The sequence below is a fragment of the Gemmatimonas groenlandica genome (genome assembly GCF_013004105.1).
Classification (GTDB): domain Bacteria; phylum Gemmatimonadota; class Gemmatimonadetes; order Gemmatimonadales; family Gemmatimonadaceae; genus Gemmatimonas; species Gemmatimonas groenlandica.
This window is the reverse complement of the sequence record NZ_CP053085.1, coordinates 3,838,148-3,857,870: the sequence shown is the minus strand read 5'-3', so window position 1 is coordinate 3,857,870 and position 19,723 is coordinate 3,838,148. Positions and strand designations below refer to the sequence as shown.

14 protein-coding genes are annotated in these 19,723 nt (G+C 65.9%); 8 read left to right on the top strand and 6 right to left on the bottom strand.

Translation table 11 applies throughout. The features are described from left to right. Positions 1 to 9 precede the first annotated feature (9 nt). Complete coding sequence (locus HKW67_RS16440; RefSeq protein ID WP_171226425.1) at positions 10 to 1,182, top strand: pyridoxal phosphate-dependent aminotransferase; 1,173 nt, start codon at positions 10 to 12, stop codon at positions 1,180 to 1,182. Here the strand turns inward: HKW67_RS16440 and HKW67_RS16435 are convergent. The 3 genes from HKW67_RS16435 to HKW67_RS22545 form a co-directional block, all read right to left on the bottom strand. Next, a complete protein-coding gene (locus HKW67_RS16435) occupies positions 1,154 to 1,621 on the bottom strand; it encodes a GxxExxY protein (RefSeq protein WP_171226424.1) in 468 nt (155 codons plus the stop codon). The two genes, HKW67_RS16440 and HKW67_RS16435, sit on opposite strands and share 29 nt — an antisense overlap. A 362-nt stretch (positions 1,622 to 1,983) precedes the next feature. Beyond that, the gene (hrpB, locus tag HKW67_RS16430; protein ID WP_206044458.1) at positions 1,984 to 4,536 is read right to left on the bottom strand and encodes an ATP-dependent helicase HrpB; all 2,553 of its coding nucleotides are present in this window, start codon (positions 4,534 to 4,536) and stop codon (positions 1,984 to 1,986) included. A 9-nt stretch (positions 4,537 to 4,545) separates the two neighbouring features. Beyond that, on the bottom strand, positions 4,546 to 7,116 hold the full coding sequence (locus HKW67_RS22545) for a S41 family peptidase (protein ID WP_171226423.1): 2,571 nt from the start codon (positions 7,114 to 7,116) through the stop codon (positions 4,546 to 4,548). A 90-nt stretch (positions 7,117 to 7,206) separates the two neighbouring features. Between HKW67_RS22545 and HKW67_RS16420 the strand changes: the two genes are divergently transcribed. The 4 genes from HKW67_RS16420 to HKW67_RS16405 all read left to right on the top strand — a co-directional run bounded on the left by HKW67_RS16420 (position 7,207) and on the right by HKW67_RS16405 (position 11,237). Further along, the gene (locus HKW67_RS16420; RefSeq protein ID WP_171226422.1) at positions 7,207 to 8,403 is read left to right on the top strand and encodes an alanyl-tRNA editing protein; all 1,197 of its coding nucleotides are present in this window, start codon (positions 7,207 to 7,209) and stop codon (positions 8,401 to 8,403) included. Continuing rightward, positions 8,400 to 8,942, top strand: a complete 543-nt coding sequence (locus tag HKW67_RS16415) for a DinB family protein (RefSeq protein ID WP_171226421.1) — start codon at positions 8,400 to 8,402, stop codon at positions 8,940 to 8,942. The genes HKW67_RS16420 and HKW67_RS16415 overlap by 4 nt, the downstream gene beginning before the upstream one ends. Positions 8,943 to 9,043: 101 nt before the next feature. Then, a complete protein-coding gene (gene tkt, locus HKW67_RS16410; RefSeq protein WP_230981039.1) occupies positions 9,044 to 11,065 on the top strand; it encodes a transketolase in 2,022 nt (673 codons plus the stop codon). A 10-nt stretch (positions 11,066 to 11,075) separates the two neighbouring features. Continuing rightward, on the top strand, positions 11,076 to 11,237 hold the full coding sequence (locus HKW67_RS16405) for a hypothetical protein (protein ID WP_206044457.1): 162 nt from the start codon (positions 11,076 to 11,078) through the stop codon (positions 11,235 to 11,237). 140 nt (positions 11,238 to 11,377) lie between these two features. On the opposite strand, the gene HKW67_RS16400 is transcribed toward HKW67_RS16405, so the two are convergent. From HKW67_RS16400 to lhpI, 3 genes are read right to left on the bottom strand one after another with little or no spacing between them, the layout of a single operon-like run. Then, on the bottom strand, positions 11,378 to 13,951 hold the full coding sequence (locus HKW67_RS16400) for a DUF5916 domain-containing protein (protein WP_171226419.1): 2,574 nt from the start codon (positions 13,949 to 13,951) through the stop codon (positions 11,378 to 11,380). 52 nt (positions 13,952 to 14,003) lie between these two features. Continuing rightward, entirely contained in the window at positions 14,004 to 15,587 is a 1,584-nt protein-coding gene (locus tag HKW67_RS16395; protein ID WP_171226418.1) for an N-acyl-D-amino-acid deacylase family protein, read from the bottom strand. A gap of 37 nt (positions 15,588 to 15,624) precedes the next feature. Further along, the gene (lhpI, locus tag HKW67_RS16390) at positions 15,625 to 16,554 is read right to left on the bottom strand and encodes a bifunctional Delta(1)-pyrroline-2-carboxylate/Delta(1)-piperideine-2-carboxylate reductase (RefSeq protein ID WP_171226417.1); all 930 of its coding nucleotides are present in this window, start codon (positions 16,552 to 16,554) and stop codon (positions 15,625 to 15,627) included. Positions 16,555 to 16,607: 53 nt separating this feature from the next. Here lhpI and HKW67_RS16385 point away from each other — a divergent pair, with 53 nt between their 5' ends. The 3 genes from HKW67_RS16385 (at position 16,608) to HKW67_RS16375 (ending at position 19,288) form a co-directional block, all read left to right on the top strand. Next, on the top strand, positions 16,608 to 17,786 hold the full coding sequence (locus HKW67_RS16385) for an NAD(P)/FAD-dependent oxidoreductase (protein ID WP_171226416.1): 1,179 nt from the start codon (positions 16,608 to 16,610) through the stop codon (positions 17,784 to 17,786). Between the two features lie 212 nt (positions 17,787 to 17,998). Continuing rightward, a complete protein-coding gene (locus HKW67_RS16380; protein WP_171226415.1) occupies positions 17,999 to 18,694 on the top strand; it encodes a VIT1/CCC1 transporter family protein in 696 nt (231 codons plus the stop codon). Between the two features lie 6 nt (positions 18,695 to 18,700). Continuing rightward, complete coding sequence (locus tag HKW67_RS16375) at positions 18,701 to 19,288, top strand: rhomboid family intramembrane serine protease (protein ID WP_171226414.1); 588 nt, start codon at positions 18,701 to 18,703, stop codon at positions 19,286 to 19,288. The last annotated feature ends 435 nt before the right edge of the window (positions 19,289 to 19,723 follow it).

Here is a 19,723-nt window from a genome sequence, read left to right as displayed (position 1 = left end):
GAGGTTCGCATGTCCGATACCGTTTCCCGTCGTCAATGGCTGATCAAGACCGGTATCGGCGTCGGCGCCACCGTGGCGCTCCCTGGACTCCTCCCCGCGCTCGAGGCCTCGCGCGCACTCGGCGGTGCGTCGTACGGTGAGGTGCTCAAGCAGCTCGAACGCGACATCACCACGCAGCGTCGCGCGGCCGGCCCGATCCGGCTCTGCTTCAACGAGAATCCGTTCGGCATGTCGCCCAAGGCCAAGGACGCCATCATGAACGCGTGGGGCGAGCATCCGCACTACGACCCGCCGGTCATGAAGGAGCTCACCGAGGCGTATGCGACGCACGTGGGCGTGAAGCCGGGGCACGTGCTGGTCACCCAGGGATCGAGCGAAGTGCTGTCGCTGGCCGCACTCGCCACCGGCATGAAGGGCGGCGAGATGGTGCTGCCGTGGCCCACCTTCGAACAGCTGCCCGACTACGCCACGTCGATGGGCGTCACGGTGCACAAGGTGCCGCTCACCGCCGACCTGCATCACGACTTCGCCGCGATGAACGCAAAGATCGGCGCGAACACGAAGCTGGTGTTCGTATGCAACCCGAACAATCCGACCGCGGTGCTCGACAATCAGTCGGCCATGCGTGACTTCGTGATCAGCACCGCGAAGAAATGCCTGGTGGTCGTGGACGAAGCGTACCACGACTTTGCCGACGATCCGAGCTACAAGTCGATGACGGATCTGGTCACCGCCGGCCACAACATCATCGTGTCACGCACGGCGTCCAAGATTCATTCGCTCGCCGGTCTGCGCGTCGGCTTCGCGATCGCACATCCGGACGTGATCAAGAAAATGGCGGTCTTCGCCACGGGTAACCCGAATACCTTCGGCATGCGCGCCGCGCTCGCGTCGGTGCAGGACACGGAGTATCAGGAGTTCGTGAAGGCCAAGAACCGCGAGGGCCGCGCGCTGCTCACCGCCGCGCTCACCAACGCCGGCCGTCGCGTAGCGCCGTCGCAGACGAACTTCGTGTTCTTCCACGCCGGTCGCCCGGTGGAGCAACTGCAAAAGCATTTCCTGGCCGGCGGCTTCCGCGTGGGCCGCGCCTTTCAGCCGTATGGTGATTGGTGCCGCATCAGCATCGGGACACCCGAGGAGATGAAGCAGTTTGTCACGCTGATTCCCGGCGCGCTGGCGTAACGTCTTCCGTCACGGCGGCCTCCTCCGCATTGCCGAAGGAGGCCGCCGAGCCGCTGGTGTGCACGAACCGCCGGAAGAGCGGCTTGGTGCCGAAGTACATCAGCAGGCCAAGCTCGGTGTTGGTGGCTTTGAGGTAGTGCAGCATCTGCGACTCATGCTGTGAATGCAACGTATCCGCGGTCTTGCATTCGACGATCACCTTCCGATCGACGAGCAGGTCCACGCGATACTGGCCGACGATGCGCTCCTTGTAGCGAACACCGAAGGGCACTTCGCGATCAACGGGGATGCCACGCTCCTGCAGCTCGACGAATAGTGCGTTCTGGTAGCACCCTTCGAGTAATCCGCGGACCATGGTGTTGTACACCTCGTAGAACGCGCTGATGATCTGGCTGCTGAGCTCCTGGTGCAACAGGGGCTTCCGCGGTGCGTCGCTCATGATTTCTCCGGGTTGAGTCACATACAACCTGGAGCAGCGGCGACGGATCGTACTCACCACAAATACGCCGCCACTGTCTTTCGAACGCACTGTTCCTCGCGTTCGCCACGAATTGATTTCTTTTGTTGAACAGCAAAAGCAAACTGCATGACCGCGAATCAACACGGACAACTACACAGATTAGTTGCGGTTGCTGTTCATTCGCGGGCATTCGTGCCCATTCGCGGTAAGGCTGTTGCTTTTGTTTAAAAGCAAAAAACAAACTGCATAACCGCTAATTGCCACGGACCACTACACGAATGTTTTTGCTGTTCATTCGTGGACATTGGCGCCAATTCGCGGTCAGGGCAGTTGCTGTTCGTTCACGTGCCCCTCGGTTTCGCTCTCCGCGTCGCCTCGGCGGTGAGCGGATCTTCCGGCCACGGGTGCCGAGGATATCGCCCGCGCAGCTCCTTCCGCACCTCGAAGTACGAGCTGCGCCAGAATCCCGCGAGGTCGCGCGTCACCTGCACCGGTCGCTGGGCCGGCGACAGCAGCTGCAGCGTGAGCGACACGCGGCCATCCATCACCATCGGCGTCGTACTCCACCCGAACACTTCCTGCAGCTTCACCGCCAGCACCGGGGCCATCGGGTCGCTGTAGTCCAGCGCGATCCGCGACCCACTGGGCACGTCGATGTGCGTCGGCGCCAACCGCTCCAGCGCCGACCGCTGCGGCCATGGCATCAGCGACTGCAGCGCCTCGTGCCAGTCCACCGACGCCAGCTGCGCCCAGGTGCGCACGCCGTCGAGGTACGGCCCTGCCCAGTCTTCCAGCGACGCCGACAACGCGGCCACCGACACATCGGGCCAGCTCTCGTCGTGCGCGCGCACGAACGCCATCCGCTCGCGCAGTCGGGACGCGGCCTGTGACAAGGGCAACGCCTCGACCCCACTGCGTGCGAGCTGGGCGCGAATCGCGTCTAGCACCGCCTGCAGCAGCGCAGAAGGTTCGGCGTCACTCCACACCACCTCGTCTATCACCATCGCACCCAGCATCGTACGCTTGCGCGCGCGCACGGTCTTGGTGCGCTCATCCCACTCCACCAGCTGCACGCGCTCGAACTGGTCGCCGAAATCCTCGCGTAGCTCCTCCAGCGTGATCGGCGCCGCCCGCACGATGCGCGCTTCCGGCGACGTACCCTCGAGGTCCGCGATCGCCAGATACGGCGCATCGTACAGTGCATCGTGTTTCGCCAGCACCGCCCCACTGCCGTTGCGCAGCAGATACCGCGGCTCGGCCCCGCTGCGACGTTGCGCCACGCGGTCGGGATACGCCAACGCCAGCAGCGAACCCGTGTCCGCGTCATCCCATGATCCGCTCGATCGCACCACGTTCGATCCACCGCCCGCCGTGCGCCGCGCCAGGTCGTCGGCCGTCTGTCGCACGCGACGCACGCCATCGCGATCGACCGCCACCCCCGCGGCACTCGCCGCACCATCGCGCCGCAGCAGCTCCGTGCGCAATCGCATGTCCGACTGCGGCGGCAACCCGTCGTAGCGCACGATGTCGCGCTCCTCCAGCAACGCCGCGATCGCCGCACCGAGTGGCAAGGCACCACGTTCCGCCGCGACAATTGCCAAGTGCGCCAACCGCGGCTGCAACGGCAGCGCCGCCATGCGACGGCCGTGTGGTGTGATACGCCCCGTGTCGTCGAGCGCACCGAGCTGCGCCAACAGCCCGCGCGCCTGCGAGAACGGCCCCGCCCGCGGCACGTCGAGCCATCGTAGTGTCGTCGGATCGCTGATGCCCGCGTCGGCCAGCTCCAGCGCCAACGACGACAAATCCGCATCCACAATCTCCGGCCGCGTACTCGGCAACAGCGTGTGATCCTCGTGCTGATCCCACAGCCGATAGCTCACACCCGGGGCCGTACGGCCCGCACGACCACGACGCTGATCGGCCGACGCGCGACTCACGCGTACCGTGTGCAGCCGCGTGAGCCCCGCCGATGCATCGTAGCGCGGCACGCGCGACAAGCCGCAGTCGATCACCACGCGCACGCCCGCGACGGTAAGACTCGTTTCCGCCACACTCGTACTCAGCACGACCTTTCGCGTACCCACACGCGCCGGTGCCAGCGCCGCATCCTGCTCAGCCAACGGCATGCCGCCATGCAACGTGTGTACGCGCACCCCCGACATCGTGTCGCCGGTGAGACGCTCGGCCACGCGCCGCTGCTCACCCGCACCCGGCAGGAACACCAGCACATCGTCCTCGGTGGCATCGAGTGCTTCGCGTATCACCCGCGCCGTCGTGGCCTCGATGCGTTCATCACGACGCGGCGCGCGATAGTGCGTCTCGATGGGGAACATGCGTCCTTCGCTGCGCAACACGGGGGCCGGTCCGCCGTCGTCGGCCAACAGCGCCGACACCGCCACCCCATCCAGCGTGGCCGACATCACCAGCACGCGCAGCTCGTCACGCAGATGACGCTGCGCTTCCAGCACCAGCGCCAGCCCCAGGTCGGCGTGCAGCGACCGCTCGTGAAATTCGTCGAAGATCACGAGTCCGATATCCTCGAGCGCTGCGTCGCTGCTCAGCATGCGGGCCAATACGCCTTCGGTAACGACTTCGATGCGCGTACGCTTCGAGATGCGCGACTCTCCGCGCACACGGTACCCCACCGTCTGCCCTACCTCTTCGCCGAGTATCGACGCCATGTACGACGCGGCCGCGCGGGCCGCGAGTCGCCGTGGCTCGAGCATCACCACCTTCGTGCCGGCCAGCCACGGCTCATGCATCAGCGCGAGAGGGACCCGCGTGGTCTTGCCCGCACCCGGCGGCGCTTCGAGCACCGCCACCACACGCGCGGCCATCGCCGCACGCAGCGACGGAATGATCTCGTCGATCGGAAGAGCCGTAGTGTCTCGCACGACGCCGAACTATCGCCGACGACGCGCGGGCGGATCGAGCTGCTGCACGAGCCACTGTTGCGCGCGTTCGATCACGTCGTCGAAACCGCTGCGCACACCGCGCACCGTGAGGCGCACCTCCACACTCGGCGTAATGCCCACGCGCTGCAACTGTGCATCGTCGGCACGACGCAGCTCCACGATGGGCAGCGCGACGTTCAACAGTCCCGGCAACTCCACGTTCATCACTTCGCCCGGTGCACCCGCGCTGGATGACCCGATGAACGTCACACGCGCCACGGCGTCGAGCGCGATCGCCAGTCGCTCCATCTCGCCCGATGTGCGTTCGTCGATGAGCACGACGATGCGTCCCGCGTAGTGCCCGGTCGTATCACCGCGACTCACCCGCGAACGCGTTTCGCGCGTCACGGCGCACAACGCGCGTGCCTCGCGCAACGTGGGCGTAGCGCACGGTTCACTGTCATATCGCCGCACTTCGCGCGCGGTGACCGCCTCCGGTATGCTGCGCACTGCCGCCACGATCGCGTCGGATTGTCCGGCACCGAGCGTGCCACGTAGATCCAGTACCCAGCCGCGGGCGCTTCGTGAGCGCGCCGTGACCGACGCCAGCGAGTCCGCCGACAGCCGCTCCACATCGACGTACACGATGTCGCCCGGCAGCGTGCGCACGGAGCTCATGGTGGGTCGCTCGGACAGCATCAGCGGCGCCAGATAGGCCGTGCTACGCGGAATGTTGAGCTGACGCTCGCGGTTGGCCATGTCGCGCAGCCGGAAGAGCGCACCACCGCTTGGGCCGCGCGGCATCAGCGACATGAGCAGCCGCATCCGTGACCATGTGTTCGGTGCCGACACGGCGGCACGATGATCGATGACCCACGCCGGCATGGGAAAGCCGTCGGCGGCCGTGACTTCCATTCCCGTCTCGATGCCAAGCGCTTTCGTGACCGAATCGCGGATCACATCGGTGATGATGGCGCGATCCTCGATCCAGCGCACGCGAAACGGCACCGACGCCGTGCCGCGGACGGAGTCTGCCGACTGCCCCCAGAGGTTCGACGGCGTGTCATCGAGCGCCGACACCATCGGCAGCAACGCGGCGGCGTACTCGCTGGCCACGCGCGCCGCCTCGAGCTTCGGGATCGTGCGCTTGAGCAGGGCGTCCATGTCTTCATCGTACAAGTCGCGATGCACGTGCCGCACACGAATCGCGCTCCACAACCGTGCGGCCGCCAGCAAGCGTGCGCCCATGAACGGATACGGATCGTTGTCGTAGTAGCCCGGTAATACGGCGGGCAGTCGCCGCGCGGGCACACGTGAGGCGCGCGCCACACGGTTCGTGCGCAGTAACGACAGCGCAGCGCGCAACACCGGCGCACTGTCCGACGCCTGCGCCGCGCGCGGGAGCACCGTGTCGGCGATCAGCCCCGTTCCGCCGTCAGCATGCACGAGTTCACCCGTGCGCAGACGCACCGTCACGCGATCGGCGATCGGCAACACCACACTCGACACGAGCGGCGTGTCATCCACGCCCTCTTCCGCAATCAATGTGGCTCGGCCACTCGCGACCAACGACAACAGCGCGCGTGGCAACACCGTGGCACGGTTCGCGAGCACCATGACGCGCCGCGGCTGCATTGAACCCGCGAATACCGGCGCTCCGGTGCGCATGGTCCACGCGTCATCCGGCTGCCATTGTCCGTAAACGTAGCGTGCACCGCCAACCAGGCGCGTGCGCTCCGTGCTCGTCATGCTGAGCACGCTGTTCAGCTGCGTCGCCAGTCCGGCGTTCGCCGCGAATCGATCGACCACGACGTCGAGGTCCAGTGAGTCCGCACCACCGGGGGCCGCGCGGTTCGCCGACCCCGAGCCCCGCACATCGAGCACCACCCGCGTCGGTGCCGTAGCCAGCAGCGCGCGCACCATCGCCGCCGCGCTGTCGGTCAGCAACGCGCGCTGGGCCGATCCCAACGGCACCCGCACGATCAGCACACTGTCGCGCGTCCGCTCGCTGCCGAAGGCAAACGACTCCGTCGCACCCGTCGCAGGCCCCACATCGGCCAGTTCCACCCGCGTGAGCGGATCCTGCAGCACGGACAGCATACGACGATACGCCGTCGCCAGCTGCTGCGGATCGTTGGCCGACCGCACCACCGTGGCCGCGCGGATGAACGCCGAATCCCACGGCGCGCCGCGTTCGATCACGGCGGGGTGATACAGCGACACCAGGTGCCACACCTGCATCAGCGTATGCAACCGCGCCACCCCGGCCGAGTCGGAGGGCGCCGGGTCCGGCTCCGGCAGGATCGTATCCACGACCACTGGCGCCGCAGGCAGCGGCGTCACGGCCGCCGCCGGCGCGGCACCGCGCGCCGGGCGAGGCGCCTTCGTCTCCACTTTGGGCGGCGCGGCTTTCGCCGTCGGTTTCGCTGCAGGCTTCGGCGCCGGGGCCGCAGCAGGCGTATCGGCACCCGTCGCCCCCACCCCCGCATCCGGCGTCACCTTGAAAAAGCTGCTGCTGCAGCCAGCGGTCGACGCGGCAAGCATCACCAGCGACGCGCGCACGGCGACGCGCCCGAACATCCGGGGAGTTGGCGGAATCGGCATATTCCGCAAGATACCATCCGCGCCCTTCCCTGCTGCACGACGTTTCCGACACGGACCCGCCTCCGCATGACCGATCGCCTGTACTACACCGACGCTCGTCTCGACCGCTTCACTGCCTTCGTGCTCGATATCACCGACGAGGGCCGACGCGTGGTGCTCGACCGCAGCGCCTTCTATCCCACCTCGGGCGGGCAGCCGCATGACCTGGGCACACTGGGCGGCATCGCCGTCGTGAACGTCATCGACGACGACGAGCGCATCGCGCACATCCTCGCCGAACCGATCGGCGTACCCGTGGGCTCGATGTTGGTGGGTCAGATCGACATGGTGCGGCGCTTCGATCACATGCAGCAGCACACCGGTCAGCATCTGCTCTCGGCCATGCTCACCGACGAATTCGGCTGGCCCACGGTGAGCGTGCACTTTGGCGACGACACCAACACCGTCGACGTAGCGTGCGACGATTTCGATCCCACCGCGCTCGCCGCCATCGAGCGGCGTGCCAATGCGCTCATCGTGCAGAATCGCCGTGTCACCGTGTCCTTCGAAGACGCGGCCGAGGCCACGGACCTTCGCAAGCCGAGCGATCGCGATGGCGAGTTGCGCATCGTGACCATCGACGGCATCGACCGCAGTGCCTGTGGCGGCACGCATGTCGATCACACCGGCGAGATCGGTGCCCTGCTGTTGCGTCGGGCCGAGAAAACCAAAGGCAATACGCGCATCGAGTTCGTGTGTGGGCACCGCGCCGTATCCCGCGCCCGTCTCGACGCCGAACTGCTCACCAAAGCGGCGCGCACATTGTCCGCCGCGCCGCACGATCTGCCCGGTCTCGTGGAGCAGCAGCTCCAACGCCTGACCGACCTCGAACGCGAGCGCAAGCGCCTGGCCGCCGAACTCGCACGACATGAAGCGGCCGCCCTCTGGACGGCGTGTATCCCCGACAGCGATGGCGTGCGACGTATCGTCGTGTCTGCATCGGGACCAGTGAAGGAATCCGAACCGCTGGCCCAGCAACTGGTCGCCCTCGGCTTCTGCGCGGTCGTGGTCACGAGCGCCGCCGCCGGCGGGGTGTTGATGGCGACGGCACAGGACACCGGAATCGATGCCGGACAGCGTCTCCGTACCGCCCTGCAGGCCGTGGGTGGTCGTGGTGGCGGGTCACCTCGCCTCGCGCAGGGCGCCGTCCCCGATCCGTCGCAGCTGCGCATCGTGCTCGAGCAACTCGGCTTTCTTCCCCCATCACCGGAGCCTGTCGCATGAAGATCACCCGCCCGTCGCCATCGGAGCACGCGCCGTTCGCCAGCACCTACATCGACGCCACTGCCAAGGCCCTCGACGCCATGGGGACCGATCATCTCTGGTCGCTACTGGTCACGCAGCCGATGGCCCTCGTGGAGCTGCTCGACGCCGTCGACCCCGCGTTGGTGGACTACGCCTACGCGCCGGGCAAGTGGACGCTGGGCGAGTCGCTCGTGCACGTGTCCGACACCGAGCGGGTGTTCGCCTACCGCCTCATGCGCGTGGCCCGCGGCGACACGACCCCGCTGCCGGGCTTCGATCAGGACGCCTGGGTGCCGGAGAGCCGCACCACCGGCCGTCCGCTTGACGACATTCTGACCGAAATCCAGACCGTCCGCGCCGCCACCCTGTCGCTCGTGAAGTCATTGGACGAGCAAGCATGGGGCCAAGTTGGTGTGGCCAGCGGACATCCGATCTCGCCGCGGGCGCTGGCCTGGATGATCGCCGGACACTTCGCGCACCACCTCGATCTCACCCGTGAACGGTATCTCGCACGCTGATGTATCGGCCGCGTTCGCTTCCCGGAATCCGCTAGATTTCAGATCTGTGGCGCCCACTCCACTGGAGCGCCTCACCTGACCGAAATTCCGGAGCGATTTCCGTGTCCGCTTTGCCCGCTGCTGCTGCCGTCACCGAGACCGAGCGTCTCGCGATCGATACGATCCGCACCCTCGCCATGGACGCGGTGCAGGCCGCCGAGTCCGGCCACCCCGGCACCCCGATGGCGCTCGCGCCGCTGGCCTACGCGCTCTATACGCGGCATCTGCGTCACGATCCGTCGGCACCGCATTGGGCCGACCGCGACCGCTTCGTGTTGTCGGTGGGCCATGCGTCCATGCTCTTGTACGGCACGCTGCACATGGCGGGCTACGACCTGCCGTTGGCCGAGATCAAGCGCTTCCGTCAGTGGCAGAGCAAGACACCGGGCCACCCCGAAGTGCATCACACGCCCGGCGTGGAAACGACCACCGGCCCGCTCGGCCAGGGTGTCGCCAACGCCGTCGGTTTCGCGGTAGCCGAGTCGCATCTCGCGGCCACGTTCAACCGCCCCGGTCATGACATCGTCGATCACTACACGTATTTCGTGGCGGGCGACGGTTGCCTCATGGAAGGCATCTCGCACGAAGCCGCCAGCTACGCCGGTCACTTCAAGCTCGGCAAGCTGATCGGATTCTTCGACGACAACGGCATTACGATCGACGGCAGCACCGACCTCTCCTGCAGCGACAACGCCGAGCAGCGCTTCGCCGCGTACGGCTGGCAGGTGTTGCATGTGAATGACGTGAACGATCTCGCCGCGATCGACGCCGCCATCGCTGAAGCGAAGGCCGATACGCAGCGCCCGACGATGATCATCACGCAGACGCACATCGGCTTCGGGTCGCCCAACAAGCAGGACACCGCGAAGGCGCACGGTGAACCGTTGGGTGCGGCTGAAATTGCGCTCACCAAAACGGCCTACGGTTGGCCGAGCACCGAGCCGTTCTTCGTACCCGATGCTGCGCGCGCGCATTGGACGGAGCGCGTGGCCACGCGGGCCGCGTTGCACACCGAGTGGAAAGCGAAGTGGGCGGCGTATCAGGCGGCGCATCCCGAGTTGGCCGCCGAGTTGCTGCGTCGCAACGAAGGGAAGGTGACGGCAGCGCTCGACAGCGCGTTCCCGGTGTTCGATGCGAAGAGCGGCAACGTGGCGAGTCGCGCGGCGAGTGGTGTGGTGATCAACGCAATTGCATCCGCCGCGCCGGAGCTGGTGGGTGGCAGCGCCGATCTCACGGGATCGAATCTCACGAACGTGAAGGGCGCGACGTACTACGCCCCCACGGCGGCGGCGGGTCGCAACTTCCATTTCGGCATTCGCGAACATGCGATGGGCGCGATCATGAACGGCATGGGCTTGCACGGCGGCATCATCCCGTACGGCGGCACGTTCCTGGTGTTCAGCGACTACATGCGTCCGGCCATTCGCCTGGCCGCCCTCATGGGTGTGCAGGCGATCTATGTGTTCACGCACGATTCCATCGGACTCGGCGAAGACGGCCCCACGCACCAGCCGGTCGAGCATCTCACGGCGCTGCGTTGCATTCCCAACTTGCTGGTGTTGCGTCCGGCCGATGCCGACGAAGTGAGCGAAGCGTGGCGCGTGGCGATCGCGCATCGCACCGGGCCGTCGGCCATCGTGCTCACGCGTCAGAAGCTGTCGTACTACAACGAGCCGGCGCGCGCACGGGCCGGTGTGCCGCGCGGGGCCTATGTGGTGGCCGATACGAACGGCGTGCCGAACGTGGTGCTGATGGCGAGCGGCTCGGAAGTCGAGATCGCGCTGGCGGCGCGTGAGAAGCTGGCGGCGAACGGCATGAACGCGCGCGTGGTGAGCTGCCCCAGCCTCGAGCTGTTCGCCAAACAGGACGCGTCGTATCGCGCCAGCATTCTGCCCGCTGGCGTGCCGCGCGTGGCGGTGGAAGCGGCGCATCCGATGTCGTGGCACCAGTGGGTGGGTGACACGGGTGCGATCGTGGGTATCTCCACCTTCGGCGCCAGCGCCCCGGCGCCCACGCTGTACGAGAAGTACGGCATCTCCGCCGACAACGTGACCGCGACTGTGACGCAGCTGCTGGGCGCGTAGTCAATTTGGTATGACACGCATGATGGCCTTTGTCGGCGCCACAATCGGTGGATACGCGGGCTGGGCCGCCGGCGAACCGTTCGGGATCTTTACCGCGTTCGTGGTGAGTATCGTGCTCACGGCGGCGGGTGGGTACTACGGACGGAAGATGGGGAAGTACTACGGCGGGTGACGCGTGCGGTTTGATGGATCGCTGAACTGATCACGCCGATAAAAAGAGAGGGCGCAGAGGCCGCAGAGAGAGTCGTTTCTCTGCGATCCCTGCGCCCTCTGCGTCTCCGCGTGATCAGTTCAACAATCCCGCCCGTCACCTCACGGGTTGAACCAGAACGACGCCTTCACCAACAGCGTATTCATCGGGTGGACGTCGAACACGCGCGTCACATCCTGCGGGAAGCTGAAATCCGACGCCGTGGGATCGTACAGGCTTCGTCCCTGCTGCCACACCAGGAACAGCACCGACGCCGGGCGATACTCCCAGCGCACCACCGTATTCGAGCGGAACTCTCGCACGCGGAAACCGCCGGGATCGCCGGGACCGAATGGCTGATAGCGATCGGCGTACGCTGTGGCCCGCGGATCGTCGAGTTCACGCCAATTGGTGTAGCGGCCGGTGGTCACGAACGGCTGCGCGTACAGCTGCAGCGACAGCGTGCGCGTCGCGGTGTAGTTCACGCGCGCCGTGGTACGCAGCGTCGACTGCTTGAGCCGCGCGAAGGTGTAATGCGTTTCGCCATCGCGCACCACGTTCGAATGCCACTGCGCGTCGTTGTTGCCGCGGTCGTAGCGCGCCGCCAGCGATGCACTGAATCTCGACGACACCCGTGCCTGGATGCCCGGCTCGATCCACATGCCGTCGGTGCGCCCTTCGTCGCCGCTGTTGGTGCCCAGGAACAGCGTGGGCGTGTACCACTTACGGCGATCGCCCTCCAGACCCAGCCAAGCACCACCGCTCGAGCTCAAGCGCACGGCCGGCCCACCACGCGCGGCACGATCACTGTACACGGGCGTGAGCGCGTTCGCATTCACGCCGGTGTGAATCCACCACGTATTGGGCAGCTCGACGTGCCAGTTCATGTTGAGCCCCTGCCCCAGCGCGAGCCCTGCCGTGTTCCACGTGTTGAACGTGTTGAAGTTCAGGAACGCGCGACGGTAGTACTTGGTAGGCGTGTTCAGCTGGAGGGAGAACCAGTTCCGGAACATCTGCTGATCAGCCCGCGCCTGAAAACCAAGATCGTTGCTCTCGAAGCCCGGTGAGAAACGCTGCAGCACGCTCTGAAAGCGCGTGATACCGCCACCGAACTTGGAGATCGACAGACGTTCGGCATCGCCCGTCATCGAGGTGCGGGTGGGATCGTACGCGATGTCGTCGTCGGGCCGATCGTACTGGTGCACGCTGCTGCGTTGCGTGGCGGCAATCGCGTCGGCCGTACCGTTCACGGTGCTGCCCGATACCGACGCGGCCAGCTCGTAATTGTTGGCGGCGAAGCGATGGCGCAGGTCGATGCCGCCGGTGTACGCGCCGCCGCGCAGCGCGTTGCGGCTCCATTCGTCGTTCGTACGATCGACACCCGTGAGCATCACGCCGATGCCGCTATTGCCGTTGCGTAGATCCTGCTGCAGGCGCAACACCGCATAGCCCGTCTGTGGTTCGATGGTGCGACGCTGCGTGCCGAGCTCGCGTTCGGTCACCGCCGTCACGAGGCCCACCGACATGCCGCTGGCAAGACGACCGCTCACCTTGCCGGCGCCAATGATGCGCGAGGCGGTCGCACTCGATCCGTCACCGTAGCGATTCAACAGCTGCGGCGACCGGCCGATACGCCGAGAATAGAACAGCCCCGTGCAGCCGGTGTCGATGTCGTCGCACGCCGTGCGGAACTGAAAGATGCCCGCACCTTCCAGGAAGAACGGTCGACGCTCTTCGAAGAATTGCTCGAACGCCGAGAGGTTCAGCACCGACGGATCGGCCTCGACTTGACCGAAATCGGGATTGATCGTGGCGTCCACCGTGAGGTTGGAGCCGAGCCCCATCTTCACGTCGGCACCGAACGCCTGCGACATGGGCGACGAATAGCGGCCGTTCGCATTCTGCCGCGTGCTGCTCTTCTCGACGACATAGGGCGTGATCTCGAGGCGACGCGGCTGCGGCAACCGCCCGAACCCTTCCAGCTCGCCACCCTGCGACACGTACCCCTGCACGTCGCGACGAAACAGCGGCCACGAAATGCGCTGCTTGGTGCGGGCCACGTCACGCACGATCAGGAATCCGAAGCGCTTGGTATCGTCCTGATTGAAGCGGATCTGACTGAAGGGAATGCGGAACTCCGCCACCCACCCCAGTGAGTCGATCTTGGTGGCCACATCCCACACCGCATCCCACGTGGGGTCTTCGACGTTGTCATTGTAGACGTAGAAGTCGCGCTTCACACCAGCCGGGTTCGTGATGAACTGGTAGGCGGTGCGGCGATCATGATACGAGTCGATCACCAGCTTGAGCTGCTCACTCTCCGTACGCACATCGCGACGCGACAACAACGAGATGATGCTGTCTGGGGCCGGATCGAACATGCGTCCCAGCACATACAGATAGCGCTCATCGTAGGTCACGCGCACTTCGGTGCGGAAGCGTGGCGTTGCCCCCTGATTAGGCTCGTACTCGAGGAACTGATCGATCACCGTGGCACTGCGCCACGCCGCGTCGTCATCGCGTCCATCGAGCACCGGCGCCTGCGACACGCGGGTGGCCGACGCGTTACGCATCGAGCTCGGTGCTGGCGCGTCAGCGCGCTCTTTCGTAGCCGAGGGCGCCGTGATCGTCGCCGCGGAGGGCTGCGCCTGCAGCAAAGCAGGCACGGCCAGGAGAAGCAGAAGGAGTCGTGGCATGCCTGTTCCGACAGCACGACTCCCTCAATGGTTTGATCAGGCCATGTCGCGCCTAACGACGCAGCACACGCCCCGCGAACACATTCGCCATCCGTCCCTCTTGCACGGCCGCCCGTCCGTTCACGAACACCCACACCATCCCGCTCGACAATCGTGTTGGCTCCACGTAGGTCGCTTCGTCCCGGATCGTTTTGGGATCAAACACGATCACGTCAGCGAACGCACCAGCCCGCAGCACGCCGCGATCGGGAATGCGATACGTCTCGGCCACCTGCCCCGACGACGCCCGCACCATCCGCTCCATCGTGATCACCGGCTTGTCGAGCACGTAACGACGGATCTTGCGCGGGTAGGTGCCGTAGAGCCGCGGGTGCCCGCCCGAGCCGTCGGAGCTGGTCATGACATACGGATCCTTCATAAAGGTCTCGATGTCGGCTTCGGTCATGTTGAAGCTCGCGACGCTCATGTCGAGTCCCTCGTTAATCATCGCCAGCGCCGTCTCCACCGCCGGCATGTTTCGCTCGGCCGCTGCCTGCTTAAGCGTCTTGCCGATATACGACTTGGCGGCGGCACTGCCACCGGTCAGCAACAACGTGCTGTCGCCACCACGACGGCGCAGATTGTCGCGCATTTCCACCAGCATCTTCTCGCGCAACGCGGCATCGGCAATGCGGAGTTTAAGCGAATCATTGCCGCCCGCCTGTGCCCAGCGCGGTACCAACGCGGCACTCAACCCTGTTCCGCTGGCGGTCCAGGGATACTGATCGGCCGTGACCACGCAGCCCTTCGCGCGCGCCTCGCGCATGATGCCCAACACGCTGTCGGCTTTGCCCCATACATCAACGCCCAGCGTCTTGATGTGTCCCACATTCGCCGTGAGCCCCGACTCGCAGCCAATGCGGATCGTTTCGCGCACCGACGCCAGTAGCCCGATCGTGTAACTCGACTCATCGCGCTGATGCGTGTCGTACACGCCACCGAACGGTTTCGCGGCCGAGATCACGGCGATCGCTTCGTCGGTGCTGGCGTAGCTTTGTGGCGCGTAGAACAAGCCTGAGCCCACACCGAGCGCGCCTTCCTGCATCGCTTTCGTGATGAGCGCGCGCATGGAGTCGATCTGCACCTTGGTGGCCGGCGCCGACGATGCCCCCATCACGTTGGCGCGCACGGTGCCGAAGCCCACAGTCGCATAGGCGTTGATGCCAAGCCCCAACTTCTCGGATTCGTCGAGCACGCGCTTCACGTCGAACGGTCCGCGACCATCGGGGCCGATCGTGACCGTCGTCACGCCCTGCATCAAATTCGACGCGCTCAACCGTCGCTCGGCGCTCAGCCGCGGCAGTCCTTCATAGGCATGCGTGTGCGGGTCGATGAACCCCGGTGACACGATCAGACCGGTGGCATCGATACGACGCGCGGCCGTAGTGCCGCTCGGGATCGCGCCCACGAACGCGATGCGATCGCCGCGAATGCCGACATTGGTGACGCGGCCCGGCGCACCGGTGCCATCGTACACCATCGCACCGGTAATGAGCACGTCCACCGCGCCTTGCGCCTGCAATGCAGGGCCGTGCGGCAGTGCGGCGATGAACAGGCCGAGCACTCCCGCGCGACGAACAGATGAGAGGAGAGTCATGATCTGGAGGAGTGTGTATTAAGCGTGACCAACAATGCTACGCGCCGCACACCAGCGTCGCTGCCGCCAAGTCTTCGAGCGCGAGTCCGACCGACTTGAACAGCGTGATCTGCGACGGGTCGGTCCGCCCCGGAATGGTACCCGCCACTAGCTCACTCAGCTCGGCCACCACCTGCGCCCGCGGAATGGTGCCGCGAGCGAGTGGATCGACGAGATCTCCGGCCTCGCTCAGGGCACCATCGTAACTGTCCACCACAATGCGACTGGCGCACATCGTGTCGTCATCGGCTTCACGCATGGCGGGCGTGAAGCCACCCACCAGATCCACGTGCGTGCCGGCCTGCAACCATGCGCCGTTTACGATCGGCGTGCGTGACGTGGTGGCCGCGCAGACGATGTGCGACGCGGCGAGGGCATTGTGCAAGGAGTGCGGTTCATCGGGGCACGCTTCCACCGGCAGTCCTTCGCTCGCCAGCGCGTTGGCCAGCGCCGCCGCGCGAGCCGGCGTGCGTCCCCAGAGCCGCACACGCGTGATCGCCGGTCGCATGGCGCAGTACGCCCGCACCGTGTACGGGGCCAGCGTGCCGGTGCCGATCACCAACAGGTCGCTCGCGTCCTCGCGCGCCAGATAGCTGGCCGCCAGCACCGACGTGGCCGCCGTGCGCCGCACCGTAAGCGCTTCGCCGTCGAGCACGGCCTGCGGCTCTCCGGTGCGCCGGTCCAGCAGGATATACAGCGCCTGTACGGTGCGAGCCGCGCGCGAATCGGGCATGACCGTCACCACTTTCACGCCAAGCGCATCATCGCTCCACGCCGGCATGAGCAGCAGCGAGTCCCGCTCGCTCAGCGCATGCGCGTGTCTGCGCGGCACCGTGGCACCGGCCGCGAAGGCGTCGCGCAGGGCGGATACCAATGTGGGCCACGGCAAGGCGGCATGGACCTGTTCGGCGGAATGATACGGCAGCATCTTGGGATTCTATGTCTCCAGGCGCTTTGCGGAACCAGCAGGTGGACTCGTCCATGCGAGTGCTCATCATCGGAGGCGGTGTGATGGGCGCCGCCACGGCCTCGTTTCTTGGGGCGCGCTACGGCATTCGCGCCACCGTGATCGAGCGTGACGCGTCGTATGCGCGAGCGTCGAGTGCGCTGTCGGTGTGCGCCATCCGGCAGCAATTCTCCACCGAGATCAACATCCGGATCTCGCAACAGAGCCTCGCGTTCTATCGCGACATCGGCACGCAGTTGGCGGTGGGCACTGATCGGCCCAGCATCGGCTTGGTGGAACCGGGATACCTGTATCTCGCCACCAGCGCCGGCGCCCACGTGCTCGAGGAGAATCAGGCGCTGCAGACGCGGTGCGGTGCGGCCGTGGCACTGTTGTCGCCGAGCGAGCTTGCGCGGCGTTTCCCGTGGTTGTCACTGGAGCAGATCGCGTTGGGATCGCTGGGGCTCTCCACGGCCACGAGCGGCGAAGGCTGGTTCGACGGCTATTCCGCGCTGCAGGCGTTCCGGCACCACGCCATCGCGCAGGGCGCCCTCTTTATCGAAGCCGAGGCGGTCGATTTCGACGTTCGCGATGGCACGGTGCAGTCGGTGGTCACCTCGGCGGGCGACCGTATCGCCGCCGACGCCGTGCTCATCGCCGCCGGCGCCTGGTCATCGCCGCTGGCGGGCATGCTCGGCTTCGACCTGCCCGTGCGTGCCCGCAAACGCGATGTGTTCTCGCTGCAGGCGCCCGGACCACTGCCGGGATGTCCGCTGGTGATCGACCCCAGTGGCTTCTGGTTCCGCCCCGATGGCGACGCCGGGCAGTTCCTGTGCGGCTCACCACCGCGCGGCGTGGACGTCGATAGTATGCCGCTGGATCAGGTCGATCACGGCCTGTTCGACGAGTGGCTGTGGCCGCGACTGGCCGAGCGGGTGCCGCAATTCGACGAGCTGCGCGTCACGGGCTCATGGGCGGGGTACTACGAGTACAACACCTTCGACCAGAACGGACTGGTAGGCCGGCTTCCGGGTGTGCGCAACGCGTTCGTGGCGGCGGGGTTCTCGGGACACGGCCTGCAGCAGGCGCCGGCGGTGGGGCTGGGGATGGCTGAGTTGATCGCGACCGGGTTGTATGCGGCGCTCGATTTGTCGCCACTTGGGCTCGAGCGGATCGCAGCGGAGGCACCGCTGGTGGAGCGGAACGTGATCTAGCGACGGGCTACGGTGTCGGGTGAGGTCGGGAAACGGCAACAGCGGGAACACGGAATCGACGGATGACACAGATTACACAGATAGGCAAAAACGATTTTCTGTGTTTGTGTGCGCCCTTTGCTTATCTGTGATATCGGCGCAATCCGTTCACTCCGTGTTCCAGCTGTTGCTGTTGCTGTTGCTGTTGCCGTTCGACATCTCCCGGTTCATCCATGCCCGCATCGCACTCCGAAACCCACAAGAGCGCCAACATCGGCTGGCTGCGCGCCGCCGTTCTCGGCGCCAACGATGGACTGATCTCGACCAGCAGTCTCGTGGTCGGCGTGGCCGCCGCGCAGCCCGATCGCGCCTCGGTGGTGGTGGCGGCGCTCGCGGGCCTGGTGGCCGGCGCGTTGTCGATGGCGGCGGGCGAGTACGTGTCGGTGAGCTCGCAGTCCGACACCGAGACCGCCGATCTCGCGCGCGAGCAGATGGAGCTGGCCACGCAGCCCGAGCACGAACTCGCGGAACTGGCCGGCATTTACGTGTCGCGCGGACTGAGCCCGGAGCTGGCCAAACAAGTGGCCGTCGAACTTACCGCGCACGACGCACTCGGTGCACACGCGCGCGACGAGTTGGGCATTCACGACCTCACACGTGCGCGTCCCGTTCAGGCAGCCCTCGCCTCGGCCGCGGCCTTTGCCGTCGGCGCTGGGCTACCCGTGCTCTTCGTATTTGTCGCGCCCACAGCGATTCTCACACCACTCGTGTTCGCCTCCACGATTGTCGCATTGGGCGGCCTAGGCATGCTCGCGGCGCAGCTTGGTGGCGCATCGCTGCTGCGCGGCGCGGCACGCGTGACGTTTTGGGGGGCGATCGCGATGGTGTCGACGGCGATGATCGGTAAACTCGTAGGATCACCGGTATAACGCACCGTGGCCAAGTCACCCGTCGTAAAGAGCGCCAAGCGCGTCACGCGCACCTTCAAGCAGCAAGTCACCACACTGAGTGCGACTGTGGGTGCCACGTGGACCGCGTTCGTGGTGAACGGCATCGCCGGCGGCGCGCTCATGCAGTACGGCGTGATTCCACGCACCCTCACCGGACTGCGCGGCATTCTCTTCGCGCCGTTCCTGCACGCCAACATGCAGCACCTCATCGCCAACACGATTCCGTTTCTGGCGATGGGCTGGCTGGTCATGCTGCGCGATGCGCGACACTTCCTGCCGGTCACCCTGTTCGCAATGCTCGGCTCGGGACTCATGGCCTGGCTGCTCGGCGCGCCGGGCTCCGTCCACATCGGCGCCAGCGGCGTCGTATTTGGCTACTTCGGCTTTCTGCTCCTCGGCGGCTGGTACGCGCGCAGCTTCATGAGCATCACGCTCAGCATCCTCGTGGCCGTGCTCTGGGGTGGACTCGTGCTCGGTATCGCGCCGGGACAGGTGGGCATCAGCTGGCAGTCACACCTGGGTGGGTTCATTGCGGGTGTGCTGGCAGCGCGGCGGTATCGCGGGGCGCGGTAGGGGCGCAGCGAGCAAGACCTTCCGTGCCGTGCCGGAGCCGAGCTGCGGGAACGCGGTTGGATTCGTGCTTTCCTGAACAGCTTCACCACGGATCTTCGCCGACATCCGCAAATTGAACAGCCAAATATTTTGAATCAGTACGCGCCGCGGTGGTCATCGCGCCGACGAGGTCGATCCGTGTTCTATCCGTGTAGATCGGCGGTAAGGCAGTTCGTTGTTTCCCTTCTTCAACAACTCCACCACGAATCTTCGCTGATATCCACGGATTGAACAGCTAAACATTAGGAATGGGTGCGCGCCGCAATGGTCGTCGTCCCGACGAAGTCGATCCGTGACGTGTTCGTGTAGACCCGCGGTAAGGCGGTTGGCTTTTTCTTTTAAGGCAACTTCACCACGAATCTTCGCGGATGACCGCGAATTGAACAGCCAAACAAT

Bases quoted from the DNA above. Each gene is read 5' to 3' on its own strand.
- HKW67_RS16440 (WP_171226425.1), top strand. From the start codon at position 10: ATGTCCGATACCGTTTCCCGTCGTCAATGGCTGATCAAGACCGGTATC.
- HKW67_RS16435 (WP_171226424.1), bottom strand. From the start codon at position 1,621: ATGAGCGACGCACCGCGGAAGCCCCTGTTGCACCAGGAGCTCAGCAGC.
- HKW67_RS22545 (WP_171226423.1), bottom strand. From the start codon at position 7,116: ATGTTCGGGCGCGTCGCCGTGCGCGCGTCGCTGGTGATGCTTGCCGCG.
- HKW67_RS16420 (WP_171226422.1), top strand. From the start codon at position 7,207: ATGACCGATCGCCTGTACTACACCGACGCTCGTCTCGACCGCTTCACT.
- HKW67_RS16415 (WP_171226421.1), top strand. From the start codon at position 8,400: ATGAAGATCACCCGCCCGTCGCCATCGGAGCACGCGCCGTTCGCCAGC.
- HKW67_RS16405 (WP_206044457.1), top strand. From the start codon at position 11,076: ATGACACGCATGATGGCCTTTGTCGGCGCCACAATCGGTGGATACGCG.
- HKW67_RS16400 (WP_171226419.1), bottom strand. From the start codon at position 13,951: ATGCCACGACTCCTTCTGCTTCTCCTGGCCGTGCCTGCTTTGCTGCAG.
- HKW67_RS16395 (WP_171226418.1), bottom strand. From the start codon at position 15,587: ATGACTCTCCTCTCATCTGTTCGTCGCGCGGGAGTGCTCGGCCTGTTC.
- lhpI (WP_171226417.1), bottom strand. From the start codon at position 16,554: ATGCTGCCGTATCATTCCGCCGAACAGGTCCATGCCGCCTTGCCGTGG.
- HKW67_RS16385 (WP_171226416.1), top strand. From the start codon at position 16,608: ATGCGAGTGCTCATCATCGGAGGCGGTGTGATGGGCGCCGCCACGGCC.
- HKW67_RS16380 (WP_171226415.1), top strand. From the start codon at position 17,999: ATGCCCGCATCGCACTCCGAAACCCACAAGAGCGCCAACATCGGCTGG.